This is a genomic window from Arthrobacter sp. Sr24, from assembly GCF_054511175.1.
The window spans coordinates 1-15,302 of record NZ_JBTNDB010000004.1 but is presented as its reverse complement, the minus strand read 5'-3'; the positions used below and the strand labels follow the sequence as shown (position 1 = coordinate 15,302).

At 60.3% G+C, this 15,302-nt stretch carries 18 protein-coding genes; 12 read left to right on the top strand and 6 right to left on the bottom strand.

The genetic code is table 11. The features are described from left to right. Positions 1-35 precede the first annotated feature (35 nt). Positions 36-821, bottom strand: a complete 786-nt coding sequence (locus ACX80D_RS04120; RefSeq protein WP_459321367.1) for an ABC transporter ATP-binding protein — start codon at positions 819-821, stop codon at positions 36-38. A gap of 103 nt (positions 822-924) precedes the next feature. Here ACX80D_RS04120 and serB point away from each other — a divergent pair, with 103 nt between their 5' ends. Continuing rightward, positions 925-1,839, top strand: a complete 915-nt coding sequence (serB, locus tag ACX80D_RS04115) for a phosphoserine phosphatase SerB (RefSeq protein ID WP_459321366.1) — start codon at positions 925-927, stop codon at positions 1,837-1,839. A 111-nt stretch (positions 1,840-1,950) separates the two neighbouring features. Here serB and ACX80D_RS04110 read toward each other — a convergent pair whose 3' ends face one another. Continuing rightward, positions 1,951-2,241, bottom strand: a complete 291-nt coding sequence (locus ACX80D_RS04110; protein ID WP_459321365.1) for a DUF4190 domain-containing protein — start codon at positions 2,239-2,241, stop codon at positions 1,951-1,953. Positions 2,242-2,387: 146 nt separating this feature from the next. Between ACX80D_RS04110 and ACX80D_RS04105 the strand changes: the two genes are divergently transcribed. Continuing rightward, positions 2,388-3,140 carry a phosphotransferase gene (locus ACX80D_RS04105; protein WP_459321364.1) on the top strand — a complete coding sequence of 251 codons (753 nt, stop codon included), beginning with the start codon at positions 2,388-2,390 and terminating at the stop codon, positions 3,138-3,140. Between the two features lie 170 nt (positions 3,141-3,310). On the opposite strand, the gene ACX80D_RS04100 is transcribed toward ACX80D_RS04105, so the two are convergent. After that, positions 3,311-4,051: an SDR family oxidoreductase gene (locus ACX80D_RS04100; RefSeq protein ID WP_459321363.1), complete on the bottom strand. Its 741-nt coding sequence runs from the start codon at positions 4,049-4,051 to the stop codon at positions 3,311-3,313. Positions 4,052-4,255: 204 nt separating this feature from the next. After that, entirely contained in the window at positions 4,256-4,990 is a 735-nt protein-coding gene (locus tag ACX80D_RS04095; protein ID WP_459321362.1) for a beta-ketoacyl-ACP reductase, read from the bottom strand. Between the two features lie 191 nt (positions 4,991-5,181). Here ACX80D_RS04095 and ACX80D_RS04090 point away from each other — a divergent pair, with 191 nt between their 5' ends. The 4 genes from ACX80D_RS04090 to ACX80D_RS04075 are packed head-to-tail and all read left to right on the top strand — an operon-like array spanning position 5,182 to position 7,344. Next, positions 5,182-5,679, top strand: coding sequence for a DUF3099 domain-containing protein (locus ACX80D_RS04090; RefSeq protein ID WP_459321361.1), 498 nt, complete (start codon positions 5,182-5,184; stop codon positions 5,677-5,679). Continuing rightward, a complete protein-coding gene (locus ACX80D_RS04085) occupies positions 5,666-5,935 on the top strand; it encodes a hypothetical protein (RefSeq protein ID WP_459321360.1) in 270 nt (89 codons plus the stop codon). The genes ACX80D_RS04090 and ACX80D_RS04085 overlap by 14 nt, the downstream gene beginning before the upstream one ends. A 3-nt stretch (positions 5,936-5,938) precedes the next feature. Then, positions 5,939-6,832, top strand: coding sequence for an SURF1 family cytochrome oxidase biogenesis protein (locus ACX80D_RS04080; RefSeq protein ID WP_459321359.1), 894 nt, complete (start codon positions 5,939-5,941; stop codon positions 6,830-6,832). Beyond that, positions 6,832-7,344, top strand: a complete 513-nt coding sequence (locus ACX80D_RS04075) for a YbaK/EbsC family protein (RefSeq protein WP_459321358.1) — start codon at positions 6,832-6,834, stop codon at positions 7,342-7,344. Before ACX80D_RS04080 ends, ACX80D_RS04075 begins: the two co-directional genes overlap by 1 nt. Positions 7,345-7,444: 100 nt before the next feature. On the opposite strand, the gene ACX80D_RS04070 is transcribed toward ACX80D_RS04075, so the two are convergent. Continuing rightward, positions 7,445-9,043 (bottom strand): ABC-F family ATP-binding cassette domain-containing protein, encoded by a 1,599-nt coding sequence (locus tag ACX80D_RS04070; protein ID WP_459321357.1) that lies wholly within the window; start codon positions 9,041-9,043, stop codon positions 7,445-7,447. Positions 9,044-9,185: 142 nt separating this feature from the next. Here ACX80D_RS04070 and ACX80D_RS04065 point away from each other — a divergent pair, with 142 nt between their 5' ends. From ACX80D_RS04065 to ACX80D_RS04040, 6 genes are all read left to right on the top strand, one after another. Next, entirely contained in the window at positions 9,186-9,827 is a 642-nt protein-coding gene (locus tag ACX80D_RS04065; protein WP_459321356.1) for a biotin transporter BioY, read from the top strand. Further along, positions 9,824-10,543, top strand: a complete 720-nt coding sequence (locus ACX80D_RS04060; RefSeq protein WP_459321355.1) for an energy-coupling factor ABC transporter ATP-binding protein — start codon at positions 9,824-9,826, stop codon at positions 10,541-10,543. The genes ACX80D_RS04065 and ACX80D_RS04060 overlap by 4 nt, the downstream gene beginning before the upstream one ends. Beyond that, entirely contained in the window at positions 10,543-11,217 is a 675-nt protein-coding gene (locus ACX80D_RS04055) for an energy-coupling factor transporter transmembrane component T family protein (RefSeq protein WP_459321354.1), read from the top strand. Before ACX80D_RS04060 ends, ACX80D_RS04055 begins: the two co-directional genes overlap by 1 nt. 89 nt (positions 11,218-11,306) lie before the next feature. Continuing rightward, a complete protein-coding gene (locus ACX80D_RS04050; protein WP_459321353.1) occupies positions 11,307-11,630 on the top strand; it encodes a DUF4158 domain-containing protein in 324 nt (107 codons plus the stop codon). A gap of 516 nt (positions 11,631-12,146) precedes the next feature. Beyond that, positions 12,147-13,922, top strand: a complete 1,776-nt coding sequence (locus tag ACX80D_RS04045; protein ID WP_459321352.1) for a hypothetical protein — start codon at positions 12,147-12,149, stop codon at positions 13,920-13,922. After that, on the top strand, positions 13,831-14,859 hold the full coding sequence (locus ACX80D_RS04040; RefSeq protein WP_459321351.1) for a hypothetical protein: 1,029 nt from the start codon (positions 13,831-13,833) through the stop codon (positions 14,857-14,859). Before ACX80D_RS04045 ends, ACX80D_RS04040 begins: the two co-directional genes overlap by 92 nt. Here the strand turns inward: ACX80D_RS04040 and ACX80D_RS04035 are convergent. Then, positions 14,856-15,302 (bottom strand): ISAs1 family transposase (locus tag ACX80D_RS04035; protein ID WP_459321350.1); only part of this gene is annotated, 447 nt, incomplete at its 5' end. The two genes, ACX80D_RS04040 and ACX80D_RS04035, sit on opposite strands and share 4 nt — an antisense overlap.

Below are 15,302 nucleotides of genomic sequence, written 5' to 3'. Positions count from 1 at the left end.
TCGCAAAATGGTGGGTAGAACAGTACGGGTGGCGGCTAGTGGCGAGCCGTGGCCGTGTAGCGTCCGGCGTTGCTGGTGACGGTAAGCGGCAGGCCAAAGGTCTTGCTGAGGTTTTCTTCGGTCAAGACCTCAGCCAAAGGTCCCTGAGCCACAACGCCGCCATCACGGAGCAATAGCGCATGGGTGAAGCCCGGCGGGATCTCCTCAAGGTGGTGGGTGACCAGCACGGTGCTCGGCGCGAACGGATCGGCGGCCAATTCACTCAGACGCTTGACGAGGCCCTCTCGGCCGGCCAAGTCCAGACCTGCACCGGGCTCATCGAGCAGCAACAATTCGGGATCGCTCATGAGGGCACGGGCAATCTGAACACGTTTGCGTTCGCCGTCGCTCAAGGAAGCGAAGGGGCGGTTGAAGGAGGTGGAAACCCCCCACTCGTCCAACAGCGCAAAGGCACGACGTTCGTCGTCGCGCTCGTAATCCTCGCGCCAACGCCCGGTCACACCGTAGGAAGCAGTCACCACCACATTGAGAACTTTTTCATGCTCCGGGATCTGGTGGGCCAGGGCGGCCGAGGCCAGACCAATCCGGGGTCGCAACTCAAAAACGTCGACGGCGCCAAGCACCTCATCGAGGATGCCGGCTACGCCACGGGACGGGTGCATGCGGGCACCGGCAATCTGCAACAGAGTGCTCTTACCTGCACCATTAGGCCCAAGCACCACCCAGCGCTCACCCTCGGCGACATGCCAATCGACGTTGTCCAACAATGTCTTGGTGCCGCGGACTACGCTGACACCGGCCAAACCCAGAACTTCACTCATAAGCACTGAGCCTATGACAACAACGGCGGCCAACGCTAACCGAAGAGGCACCATCATTGGTCACTTAGCCAAGCGATGCCCCTCATTGGTTAGAATACTTCTCATGCCCTCCACTTTTACAGCAGTCTGCTACGGCCAAACGCTCTCCCCCATAGCCCTAGCCAAGGTTCGGTCTGTTTTGACGGACCATGGCTATACGGTGGCCAACGAACGCACGGAGAACCACCCCGGATTTGTGGCGGCAGTACTAGAACTGGGCTCACTGGATCCTAGTGGAGCTAGCGATGCACAGGCAGCAGCCCGCATTGCCCGACTCCGCGCGGCACTGGCTGATGTTGCACAGGACGGCGTGAGTACCGCAGTGGTCCCCGATTCGCTGCGCGAGGCGAAACGCAAGTTCATCATCATGGACGTTGATTCCACGTTGATCCAACAAGAAGTCATTGAAATGCTGGCCGCACATGCCGGGAAAGAATCCGAGGTGGCTGAAGTCACCGAGGCTGCCATGCGTGGAGAGCTGGATTTTGCGCAGAGCCTGCACCATCGGGTAGCCACCCTGGCTGGGCTGCCCGAAAGCGTGCTCGCGGATGTGGGTGCCAAAATTAGGCTGTCCGTGGGTGCCGAGCGGCTTGTGGCCGATGCCAAGGCTGCCGGGCATGTTGTGTGTGCCGTCTCAGGTGGGTTCTCCCAGATACTTTCTCCGTTGGCACATCGTCTGGGTCTGGATCACGCCATGGCTAACGATTTGGAAATTGTTGACGGACACCTCACCGGCAAGGTCAGTGGCGCCGTGGTGGACCGGGCTGCCAAGGCTGTGCAATTGAGGGCTTGGAGCGCTGAAGCAGGCGTTGAGCCCGACGCCACGATGGCCATCGGAGACGGCGCTAACGATCTGGACATGATGGCCGCGGCGACACTTGGGGTTGCCTTCAACGCCAAGCCGGCCGTACGGGCCGTGGCAGACGCCCAGATCAACATCCCGAACCTCGACGTGGCACTGGTGTTGGCCAACATCTAGTCAACAGCTATTGGTCAGTATCAAATTCCGGCGAACAACAGCTGCTCCCTCCGGAGGGCTTTGACAGCACCTCAGCAACTAATTTCCGCCCTGAGCCGGATCCTTAGGTCGTCATTGCTGGAAAAGTGCCGGAACGTAGAACAGTGCCGTGAAGAATGACCACGTTGCTATGGCATAGCCGACGCACAGAGCAGCTATTGCCAGCCAACGCCCCCGCTCACCTGTTCGTCTGATCTGTTCCAGTGAGACATGTCCGGCTCCTACCGCGAGAACGGCAAGAACTCCAATGCCGAGCAGCCAGAGGCCACAAATGGCAACAACAGCCAAGATTACGGCTGCAACTGAGAGTTTGTTCAGTTGACCAGTTTTGGTGAAAGTGGCTGACGCCGTTGGTGTGCTCATTATTGGTTCCCCTTTTGCCTCATGAGTTAAGTGCCGAGTCTAGCCGGGTACTTTCGCCGAGGCTACGAATAGCCATTGGAGGTGGGCAAAACCCATTGACCTCGCCGCCTGAGGGGCAGGCTCGGCCAGGCCGCTAGGCTTGCCAGATGGAAGAAATCCTCCTGACCGGCGGCAATGCCTCAGATGGTGTGGTGCGCGTCGGCGCGACAGTACGCAAGCCATGGACGGACGCCACTTCGAGCGTGCTCGCCTACATGAAGGCCATGCGCGCCGAAGGCGTTGATGTGCCTGCCGTATATGAGCCGGACACCAAGGGACGGCAAGTGACAGAGTTTGTCCCCGGCCGCCTCGCCATGGACTCACCACCTTTGTCGCTCCCCCAATTGTTCCGGGTCGGCCGCCTGGTTCGCTCTATTCATGACTCCAGTGCAACTTACGAACCGGCTCCCGACTCAACTTGGAACACACTCATTCCAGCCCCCGGAGCCGAGCTGATCTGCCACAACGACCTGGCTCCGTGGAATCTCATCATCGGAGACCGCTGGGTATTCATTGACTGGGATGCGGCCGCGCCGAGCACGCGCTTGTGGGATCTCGCATACGCCGCGCAGGCGTTCACGCTGAATCATGCACCGACGGATCCATCCGTGGCGGGACGGGCGTTGGCGGCGTTCATTGACGGCTATGGGGCCGACGACGAGCTCCGTGCGGCACTCCCCGCCGCCATGTGGCAACGGACAGCGGCAATGTACGAACTACTTAAGAGTGCCCATGCCACAGGAACCGAACCATGGGGGACGATGTTCACGACCGGCCATGGGGACCACTGGAACACCATGACTGAATTCGTGAGGGACAACGAGTCCATCTGGGCAGAAGCGATCCGGACTGTCCACTAGGGTTGGTCTTCGGGCACACGACTGTATCGCTAGGGATTAGGGACATTTGTGGTGCCGTCCCCACAAAACGAATGTCCACTTGACGCACGCTACAGGCCCAAAAAGGCGCCAAAACGTACATCAAGTGGACACTCGAGAATGATGTAGCTAAAAAACCGGCGGTGTGCGGCCTACTTGAAGTAGTCGGCGCCGCCCACGTACTCGGTGTGACCTGAAGGAACATCGGCCGATGCCATCTTGGCAATCTCAGCGGCGAATTCAGCCACTGTGTACAGCCTGCCTGCCTCAGCTCGGCGAGCTTCGATGGCACCGGGGTTGGCCCGGTCCAGCAGAGTAGCCGTTACGGTTCCTTCAATCATGTCGCCTGAGACAACCACTAGGGAGATGTCCTCTGCGGCGAGGTTCGGGATCAAGGCGCGCAGGGCATCTTCACCGGCCCGCTTGCTCTTGGCAACCGGCTCGTATTCGGGCATCGTGGGCACAGTTTCAATGAAGTGCGCCTGGTGGCTGGTGACAAACACCACGCGGGAACCGGCGGGCAGCACCGGCATCGCGGCGTTGAGCAGGTTGACCTGCGCGTCACGGTTGAGCTGCAATGCGTAGTTCTCAGCCATGCCGCTTTCCATGCCACCAGAAGCGTTCAGCACCACCAGATCCAGTGAACCGAAGTTCTCCAGGGCTGCGCTGACCAAGGCCTGCACACCTTCCTGAGTGGTCAAATCTGCGCCTACAGCCACGGCGCGGCCGCCAGCTTCAACAATCTGAGCCACAACCTTGTTGGCACGGGGTGCCTTCTGGCGGTAGTTGACTACCACTGCTGCGCCTTCGGCTGCCAAGAACTTGGCTACATCGGCGCCAACTCCTCGCGAGGAGCCAGTAACAATGGCTGTCTTTCCGTCAAGCTTTCCCATAAAAAATCCTTCACATCTCATTGAAACTTATTGATTTCCCGCGTAACGATGACATTGAGGTCAACCCACGCGGGCAGTCTTATATCGAATCCTACTGGCGCCCGGACGTACCGCCGAGTAGAGAGTCGCTGCAACAGCGACTCCAACGGTGGCGGGGCGTACGAGAGGCGTGCACGCCGCCGTCGTACTTCGGTGGCCGGAACTTTAGTGGCCCATGCCCAATCCGCCGTCAACGGGGATGACCGCACCGGAGATGTAGGCGGCCTCATCGCTGGAAACCCAACGAACCACGTTGGCTACTTCCTCAGCCGAGGCAAAGCGCCCGGCCGGGATGGTGGAGAGGTACTGCTTCTGAGTGTCCTCGGGAAGGGCAGCGGTCATGTCGGTGCTGATGAAACCAGGAGCCACCACGTTGGCGGTGATGCCGCGTGAGCCCAGTTCGCGGGTCAGCGAGCGGGCAATTCCCACGAGGCCGGCCTTGGAGGCGGCGTAGTTGATCTGGCCCGGGGAACCATAGAGGCCCACCACGGAGGAGATCAGCACGACGCGGCCCTTGCGCATACGAATCATGCCCTTGGAGGCGCGCTTGATGACACGGAACGCGCCGGTGAGGTTGGTGTCCACAACGGAGGTGAAATCGTCCTCGCTCATGCGCAGCAATAGGGTGTCCTTGGTGATGCCGGCGTTTGCCACCAGCACTTCAACGGGACCGTGAGCAGCCTCGACTTCTGTGAAAGCGGCGTCGATGGAGGCAGCGTCGGTCACATCAGCTTGGACGCCCAGGATGCCCTCGGGCAGATCGGCGGTGCTGCGAAAAGTCACGGCGACCTTGTCACCATTAGCCAAGAATGCCTTGGCGATGGCTAGGCCAATGCCCCTGTTGCCCCCTGTGACCAAAACACTGCGGCCCTGCTTTTCGGCGCCTACCGATGCACTCATGTATTCCTCCTGGAAGTTTTTTAGTAAAGCAACTTACGTGCCGGGACGGGAAAATTGGCGGGTCGATGCCCACGCCGCACCGGGACTGTCACTTTAGTTAACGAATCCTACGTGAAAGCCGCCGCGGCTCCCAGCTGGCTTTTGGTTGTGCAGTGCTGCAGTGAGAGAATGAATGGGTCCCTTGGAGTGTGATGAAAGAGCAATCAGCTACGCCCGTGTCCGGTGAAAATCGGCCCAGCAAATACCTAATCGGCACGCCGGAACCCACCGTTCAAGCCATAACCAACGCCGCAATTCCCCATAGCGTCGACATGCGCCACAGAATGCGGCAATACGCTTTGACCATGGGCATCCGTATGGTCTGTCTGGTCCTGATCTTTGTGGTCGACGGCTGGTTCAAGATCATTCCCGCAGCTGGTGCCGTGGTGCTGCCCTGGGTCGCTGTCATGCTCGCCAATGGCGGCGCTGACACCATCCATCAGGAAACCGTGGAGTTGCTCGATGAAGCGCCCCTCTATGCGGTGAACGCGGGGCAAGATCCCACGAACGACGACGTCTCCCCCGACAATGACTTCCTCACCGGGGAGATCGTCCCCGACGAAGGTGAAACCGCCGCTACGGAGGACGCTGCGCCTCAGGACGCCACTGAGCAGGATACCGAGCAGGAGCCACGCCATGAACATCTTTGATCTTTTGGGCGCTGATGGGTCCGAACAGCCGCCCGCTCCGGAGACGCCGATATGTTCCCGAAAGGGCTGCCGCGAACACGCCACCACGCAGCTGCTCTGGAACAATCCCAAGATCCACACCCCTGAACGTCGCAAAATCTGGTTGGCCTGCACCGAGCACACCGCCTGGCTTGAGGATTACCTGCAGAGCCGTTCACTGTGGAAAGAGACTGTGCCTCTTGCCACCCAACCGTTGAACCCGAAGGATCCCGTCTAGTTCATGAAGACGTACAAATTTCTATTTTCAAGCAGGTGGCTGGGCTATTTCGCCATGGCCCTCATCTTCGCCCTCGCTTGTGTGGCTCTAGGCAACTGGCAGATGAACCGTCGCAATGCGGTGGTTGAGAATATCCATAAGATTCAGCAGAACTATGCTGGCACCATTGTGGATTACGGTGAAATTGCCGCTAACTTTGACGAGTTGGACCCGGCTAAGGAGTGGACTCAGGTCAGGCTGAAGGGTACCTACCAAACCGAGGATCAGCGGGTGGTTCGCAACCGTCCGTTGAATGGTGGTCCAGGTTACGAGGTACTGGTTCCACTCACACTGGAAAATGGCGACACCGTCATCATTGACAGAGGCTGGTTGCCCATTGGTAACCGCGAGGCCGGACACCCGGACTTTATCCCCCAGCCGCAGGAGGGCGTTGTTGAGGTCATTGCTCGGCTGAAACCGGCCGAACCCACCTTGGATCGAGGTGCTCCGGAAGGCCAATTGGCCTCCATTGACCTCAACGAATATGCCGGCCAGCTTGCGTACCCCATTAAGACGGGGTCCTACGGTCAGCTGGCCTCAGAAACACCTGCCGCCGCCAGCAACCCGGTTCCATTCCCAGCCCCGTCCATCGATGAGGGCTCGCATTTGAGCTATTCACTGCAGTGGATTGCCTTTGGCATACTGGCCTTCGTAGGCTTCGGTTATGCCGCAAGGATGCAGCGCCGCAACGATGACTTTGACGCTATGGAAGCCGAAGAGTCAGGGGTACCTGTGGAAGAACTCCATGGCAGAGGATCAGCATTCCACCCCCGCCGTCACACCAAGGTGCGCAAACCCGGCGCCAAGCCAACGGCTGAAGAAGCCGAAGACGCCCTCCTCGACTCACAAGGATTCTGATGAGCCAGCCCTCTGAAGGACTCGCAGCCAGCCCCAGCGCAGATCCCATCGATCCGATCGTGGAGAACGTCCGCGCAGCATTGCTCAACGCTGGTTTGCCGGACACCGTGATAGTTGTGCCGGACTCGGTCGCTACGGCTGCCACAGCTGCGGCAGCTCTGGGTTGCGACGTCGGCGCCATCGCCAACAGCCTGATTTTTGAATGTGACGGTGACCCGCTACTGATCTTGGCCAGCGGAGCCGCCAAGGTCGATACGAAAAAGGTTGCCCGAGATCATGGCCTGCCTAAGATCACCCGCGCCAGCCCCGAGTACGTCCTGCAGCACGCGGGGCAGCCTGTTGGCGGAGTGGCACCACTGGGGCATCCCTCCCCTATCCGTTCCTTCTTAGATTCTTCCTTGGCACAGTTCCCCGTGTTGTGGGCAGGCGCTGGCAGCCACCAAGCCATGTTGTCTATCAGCTACAACGAACTAGTTCGCGCCACCGGGGCCGTTGAAACAACGGTGCGCTAGCTCCTACCCACCAGAAAACTCTGCCCAACTAACGACGGCGGGAGGTCACCTTGAAATCCAAGGAAACCTCCCGCCGTCGTACTTGTGTGGAGCGGTGAAACTAAGCCAGTGTGATCAGGTCCAGATAGTCCGGGTTCCAGAGGTCCTCGTCGCCGTCGGGCAGCAGCACAACGCGTTCGGGATCTAGGGCCTCCACGGCGCCTTCATCGTGGCTGACCAGCACCACGGCGCCGGTGTAGTTCTTCAGGGCGCCAAGGATCTCTGCACGGCTGGCGGGGTCCAAGTTGTTAGTGGGCTCATCCAGAAGCAACACATTGGCGCTGGAAGCCACAATGGTCGCCAACGCCAGACGAGTCTTCTCGCCACCGGAGAGAACCCCGGCCGGTTTGTTGACATCATCACCGGAGAAGAGGAAGGAGCCAAGGATGCCGCGAACCTCGGCGTCGTTCATGTCACCGGCTGCGGAGCGCATATTTTCCAGAACGGTGCGGGTGACGTCCAGAGTGTCATGCTCCTGGGCGTAGTAGCCAACTTTCAGGCCATGGCCGGGGATGATCTCACCGGTATCAGGCTTCGCCACGCCCGCAAGCATGCGCAGTAGCGTGGTCTTTCCGGCACCGTTGAGGCCCAAGATGACTACCTTGGAACCGCGGTCGATGGCCAGGCTGACATCGGTGAAGATTTCCAACGAGCCATAAGACTTGCTCAAGCCCTCAGCCATGAGCGGGGTCTTACCGCACGGCGAAGGATCGGGGAAGCGCAGAGCTGCAACCTTGTCCTGGGCGCGCACCTCTTCCAGTCCGGCCAACAGGCGCTCGGCACGTTTGGCCATGTTCTGCGCTGCCACAGCTTTGGTGGCCTTGGCGCGCATCTTGTTGGCCTGGTCCATCAGGACGCCAGCCTTCTTTTCAGCGTTGGCGCGTTCCCGGCGTCGGGCGCGTTCATCGGTTTCACGCTGAGCCAGGTACTTCTTCCACCCCAGGTTGTACTGATCGATCGTGGCCCGGTTCGCGTCAAGGTGGTAGACCTTGTTGACGGTGGCTTCAAGCAGTTCGGTATCGTGACTGATCACAATCAAGCCGCCCTGGTGGCTCTTGAGGAAGTCACGCAACCAGGAGATGGAATCGGCGTCCAAGTGGTTGGTGGGCTCATCGAGCAGCATGGTCTGGGCGCCGGAGAAGAGAATCCGGGCCAACTCCACACGGCGACGCTGACCACCGGAGAGCGTCTTCAACGGCTGGTTGAGGATGCGTTCGGGCAGGGCAAGGTTTGAGGAGATCGCGGCAGCCTCAGCCTCGGCTGCGTACCCGCCACCGGCAAGGAATTCCTGCTCCAAGCGATCGTAGCGGCGCATTGCCTTGTCACGGATGTTGTTGTCCTCGCTGGCCATGTCCGACTCGGCCTTGCGCAGCTTGGTAATGACCTTGTCTAGGTCACGGGCCGAGAGGATCCGATCCTTGGCCAACTGCTCCATGTCCGGGGTGCGGGGATCCTGCGGGAGGTAGCCAATTTCACCGGAACGGGTGACCTTGCCACCTGCTGGCAGACCCTCACCGGCGAGGACTCGGGTCAACGTTGTCTTGCCGGCACCGTTACGCCCCACCAACCCAACTTTGTCACCTTTGTCGATGCGGAATGACACTTCGTCCATGAGCAATCGCGCTCCTGCGCGTAACTCAAGGTCTTGGACCGTTATCAACGTAGTAACCTTTCAAAGAATGGGTAGGTGCCGTGCCACGCCGGCCGCAAGCATTAGTTGCTTGCCACGGGCGTTGGACAACCTCCTTAGTCTAACGACGTTCCGGCACAACGAGAATCCCCCGCGCAGAAAGTACCTAAGAATGAATCGAACATCACGTCAGGTGCACAAGTCTGAGACAGCTTCAGACATGTCAGGCATTTCCTCCCTCCCGGGACGCAGCCGCCAGCGCTGGGGCGCCATGGACCTTTCCCTCATTGCCGTTTTTGCCGCACTCATGGCGGCCTCGATCGCCGTCCCTGGCATCAATGTGGGCCCCTTTGGCGTGGCCATCACTTTGCAAACGCTAGTGGTAGCCATGTGTGGCCTAGTTCTTGGTTTTGCTCGTGGCACCGCCGCCGTGGGGCTGTATGTATTGCTGGGGCTCATTGGCCTCCCTATTTTTAGCGGCTTCCGCGCCGGGCCAGCTGTACTGGCCAGCCCCTCTGCGGGCTACATTGTGGGCTTCATTTTCGGAGCTGCCGTGATTGGTTTGCTGGCCACGCTGGCAGTTCGCAGCCGGTGGCGGACCGCAGCTTTGTTTGGTGCAGCCATGGCTGGAACCGTAGTGATTCACATCTTCGGCATCATTGGCTTTGTCATGAAGGGCATGAGCTGGCAGACAGCCATGCTGGCCGATGTCATCTACCTCCCGGGCGACGTCATCAAGAACGTTCTAGCTGTGATCATTGCGCTGAGCCTTCACCGTGCCTTCCCTGATCTGTTGGTGCGCCGCAAGCGGTGACTAATTCTTCAAACAGCGGCATTGTTCTAGCCCAGGCTGGAGTCACTGTGCCGCCAGCAGATCCCCGCACGCAGCAATCAAAACAAATCTTGGCCCCCGTATCCTTGGCGCTGACCGAGCAGCGAATCGCCATTATTGGCGCCAACGGCTCCGGCAAATCCACCCTGTTGCGGCTCCTTAACGGACTGCTCCTGCCCACCACCGGCACGGTGACCATCAATGGCCGCAGCACTCACAGTGACGTTGCCGCCGTCCGGCGCAGCGTGGGCTTTGTGTTCACCGATCCGCTCTCGCAGTTGGTCATGCCCACTCCGCAGGAGGACCTCGAGTTGTCCCTGCGCCGGCAGAAGTTGGGCAAAAAGGACCGCCGCGAGAAGGCCCTGTCCATCTTGGCCAGTTACGGGCTGGAGCACCTCGCCCAGAGCAGCATCTACGAGCTCTCCGGTGGCGAGCGGCAGCTGACCGCACTAGCAACCGTCTTGGCCGTAGACCCTGAGATTTTGGTGCTGGATGAGCCATCCACGCTGCTGGATCTGCGTAACACCCGGCAGCTCATGCAGCGCCTGACGAACCTGCCCCAGCAAGTCATCATGTCCACGCACAATCTCTCCCTGGCTGCCACCTTTGACCGCGCCCTGGTCATTGATCAAGGACAGGTAGCGTTCGACGGCGAACCTCACCAGGCCATTGCCGCTTACCAGGAGCTGGCGGGCTAGTGCGCGGTCACGCTTTCATGGTGGCTGGGCACGTCCCCGGCGACTCGCTCATTCACCGCACGCCGCTTGCGCTCAAAGCCGCGCTCTTGTTCGCGGTTGCTGTGCTTTGCTTGGCCTCTCCGCTGATTTCGGTTTTGGTGGGCGCTGTTACCACCACGGCAACCCTAGTACTGGTGATAGCCACCCATTTTGTTGCTGGCTTGTCCTGGCAGCGAATGTGGCGAGCGGTGCGGATGATGCTGATCTTCTTGGTGCTCATCGCCGCGTATCAGTGGTGGCAGCACGGTCCGTTGACGGCGTGGCAGGTCATCGCCGCCATCGTGGCCACGGTGCTAGCTTCCAATGTTGTGACTGCTTCAACGCCTGTGGACGAACTCTTGGACGGGCTGTCCGCGCTGGTTGCGCCCCTGCAGCGCTTCGGCGCCGACCCGGAACGGTTCTCGCTGACAGTTGCCCTGATGTTGCGTAGCATTCCGTTCGTGATTGGCGCCTTTGCCGACGTTCGGGATGCGGCTCGCGCCCGTGGTCTGGAGCGTAATTTGCTGGCCCGGTCTCTGCCCGTGGTCATCGCCACCGTGGGGTACGCCCGGGCCACTGGTGAGGCTCTTGCGGCCCGCGGCCTAGGCGATCATCATCCTGAAAATTCAGAGTACGACGGCGACTCCCCCACCTAATACTTGGGCAACATACTTCTCGCTTACCCCCTGGCGTGATGCGGTCTTGATAGTACTGGGTAAGGATTGAGCGTAAGGCCCTGCCCTGCGTGGGCGCGAGGCAGCTCGGTGACAGGTCGATTGATGAGCAAGCGGTGGTGTTCGGGCGGTTTGTAGGCGAACCATCTCAGGCGGAGCTGGAGCAGTTCTTCTATCTCGACGCGGCTGACCTGTGTGAGATTGCTGAGCGCCGCGGCGAGAATAATCGGCCCGGTTTTGCGCTTCAGGTCGGGACATTGCGGTTCTTGGGCACTTTCCTGTCTGATCCGTTGGATGTGCCGTGGTCCGTGGTGGAAATGGCACCTGTTGGGCGGTGCCAACTTGCCCAAGTCCGGCTGGCCGTTATTTTCATCCAGCCGATTGGCCTAATCTAAAACCCTTTGGGCCAAGATTCGTGCGCACCCGTATATCCGGCGCAGCACATTCCGTGCTTGGCCTGTGAACCTAGTCCGCAGCGCACTTTCGTTGTCACAATTGATCGGGCCAAAATAGGTCGGTCTTGAGGGGACGCTGCGCCACCGTCCGGTTGGATTCCACCAATCTATGAGTCACAGTGGTAAGTGGCACGTAGGAGACATAAATTGCAGGGGTGAGCGTGACGAAGCGTGCGAAGTCGGGACGGCCCCCCAAAAAAGCGGGACGTGCAGCGGACTCCCATTCCTCTGGTACGAGCTCGTGATTACCAGGCACGCATGAAACAGTAACACTCCTCGTGGTCCCCGCCATGGCTGGCTAGAACCGCTGGATTCCCTGGTTTGTGGGCCCACCCTAGGTGAGGCGGGATAGGCTCCCCAAGATTATTTTCGGACTGATGTGCGAACCACTCTTGTTTTCCCTTCAAAATATGGGTAGACATAGCCCATTACTTCGCTTCGTTTTGGGGGACAACGATGTCTATGAAAACTCTGCGCCAGCAACTGCCCGCTGACAACTTACACCACACTCGCCCGGCCACTGCTCCACCGACCCGGTGGGGGTTTGTGGGACGGACATCTCTGGTCGGGACATTGACGGCCGGGTTGGAGCTGGGTATGGGCGTGGGTGTCGCTACCCCCTCGTTCGCCGCTCTTCCTTCCGGAGATGCCTCCACGGTGGGACTGCTGGGATCCAGGCCTGGGGCTACCCGGTTGCCGATCCCGATCAGCGAGAACGTCAGCGCATCCCTGGACGTTGGCACCGGCAACCTTCAACTGGGCATCACGGCTCTGGCACTGCCCGGCATCAACGGTGATGTCGGACTCGGGATGAACTTCAACTCCCTCTCCGCCGATACCAGCCCCGGACTGGTAGCCCCGCGCTGGACCCTGACTGCTGGTTCGGCAGGGTCCTTGTCCACCGCCCCGACCGGGATCCTTTACACCTCAGGAGATGGATACTCGGCCCTGTTCACCCCGGTATCCGGGTCAACGACGGCGTATACCTCACCTGCCGGCGTGAAAGCCGATCTGGTCAAGACCGGCACGCCCGGCTGGACGTTGACGTCCCGGACGAGTGCGTCCGTGTTGACGTTCAACACGGACGGGCAGGCCACCCAGATCAAGGACCGCAACAGCAATGCCACCGCCCTGATCTGGTCCTCAGGCAAACTGACCAAGGTCGTCTCCACCCGCGGCGTCGCCGGGGCCCGGACCGCGAACCTTGGCTACAACTCCTCCACGGGGTTGCTGGAGGGGATTACTCAATCCTCGGGAACCTCCGCCCGGTCAGTGTCGTTCGCCCATGACACGTCCAAGAACCTGAGCGGGTTCACGGATCTCGCCGGTAAAAACACCACCTTCACCTATTCCAGCGGACGGGTCGCTACGATCACCTCCCCCACCGGGGCTGTGACTACCCTCAGCTACGACAGCAACGGCAAAGTCACCCAGGTGCAACAAACCAACACCACCACCGGTTCCCCGGGGGATTCCATCACCCGGCTGACCTATCCTTCGAGCACGCAAACCCTGTTGGCGGGTCCGAACACCCATCAAGGAACAGCGGTTTCCCTCGTCCCGCACACCACCTACACCCTGGGTGCTGACAAGCGGGTCTCCGCAGTCACCGATGAAATGGGCCGGGCCCGCTCAAAAACCTACACTGCTGACGTCGATACCCTCACCGCTACGCAAGGCACCGGCACCACCGCCGGCACCACGACCACTAACACCTTCGGCGCCAACACGGGTCAGTCAATCACCGCCTCCCAGAGCTCCGGTGGTGCGACAGGGGCGGCCGAGTACGCGAACACGGCCGCGAACACCGCCTACCTGGCAACATCATCCACCGACGATGCGGGCAACGCATCATTGTTCACCTACAACGGTGTAGGGAATGCGTTGACGTCCTCGGACGCCCTCGCGGCAACAGCAGCACTGACGTACAACACGGATGGGACGGTGGCCACCGCTCTGGCGCCCGGGAACGGGAGCAACAAAACCGTCTACGGCTACGACGGAAACCATCAACTCAACGCCCTGACCCCCCGTAACGGGTTCCTCCCTGGGCGCACGGGCCTTCACCTACGACCCCTGGAGACGAGTACTCACCGCGAGCAACGGCCGCGGGATCACCCTCACCTACGCCTACGACGCGATGGGACGGGTCACGTCCACCTCCTTTTCGGACAATACCCCCACGGTCACCAATACGTACAACGACAGCGGGCAGCCCCTGACGCGGGTTGATGGGTCCGGGACCACCACCTACACCTATGACCAGATGGGCCGGCTGATTTCCCGGACCAATACCGCTGGCGGTGGCACCATCAGCTACAGCTACGACCGGGCCTCGAACCTGGCCTCCACCACCGACAGCCGCGGCACCACCACCTACCAATTCGACGCCTCCGGCACCCCCGTCACCTCGACCTATCAGCACCCAACCGACGGACCCAAAACGTTGGCGTTCGCCACCGATGACCGCGGCCGACGCACCGATACCTGGCTGCAAGCCAACCCGGCACTGACGACCTGGAAAGCACACACCCACAACGACTACGACACCACCGGGCGCATCACCCGGGCCATCGCCAACTCCGGGAACGGCAACACCGACAACACCGTGGTGATGGATCAGTCCTACTGCTACTCGGCCGGATCCACCGCACCGAGCTGCCCCACCACCGCAACTGCGGACCGCTCCAAAATCCAATGGGTCAAGGACAATCTCACCGGTTCCGCCACCGCTTACACCTATGACGGTGCAGGCCGGCTCACCCAAGCCGCCACCAGTGGCGGAACCACAGCCGCGATCACCTACAACTACAGCTATGATGCTCGCGGGAACCGGCTCACTGCCACCACGACTGGGGCTACGACCACGAGCCAAACGTTCACCGCGAACGCGGCCAATCACATCAGCTCCACCGGTTACAGCTACGACGGAACCGGGAACCTGACGGCGGACCCGAACGGTTCTTACGCCTACAACGGTGCCGATCAAATGACGACCGTGACCAAAAACGGGTCCAGCTACCACTACAGCTACGCCGGAACCAGTCAAAACGAAATCCTGTCCCAAACCACCGCCAATGGCACCTACCAGATCGCGTACGGCCGCACCGACGCTCAAGGCCTTCCCGTGATCGAGCAATACAAAAAGGGTACCCAGACCCAGGGCTAATGCAAAGTCGTTGGTAGAGGTCTGATTCTGGCGATTTTGAGGGCGCGGTGGGCGTTTCTGGCGGTGTATCTGGTGGCTTTGGCGATGTTCGTTATTCGTGCGATGCGGTAGAGACTGATCGCAAGGTTTCTGAGAGAGGCCATGAGTCTGGGCGCGTTGCCGGTCCGCACCATTGATTTGTCCTCAAGGAAAACCACATCCCTGACCCAATGAAGACGATTTTCTATGGTCCAGTGCCCCCGGAGTATGGCGTTCAGCTCTGCGGCACTGGTGGTTTCCGCGGGCAGCGATGTAATGATGTAGACCGTTTCCACACTCCACTTTGTGCCATGGGTCCGGCGGGATCGGCGGGTGACCTGCGCGGCTTGCGCGGCGTGTGGGAACAAAATTCCGGCATCAATAGTGACGACCTTGATCGAGCGCGATCCCTTGCGGCCGTGGCT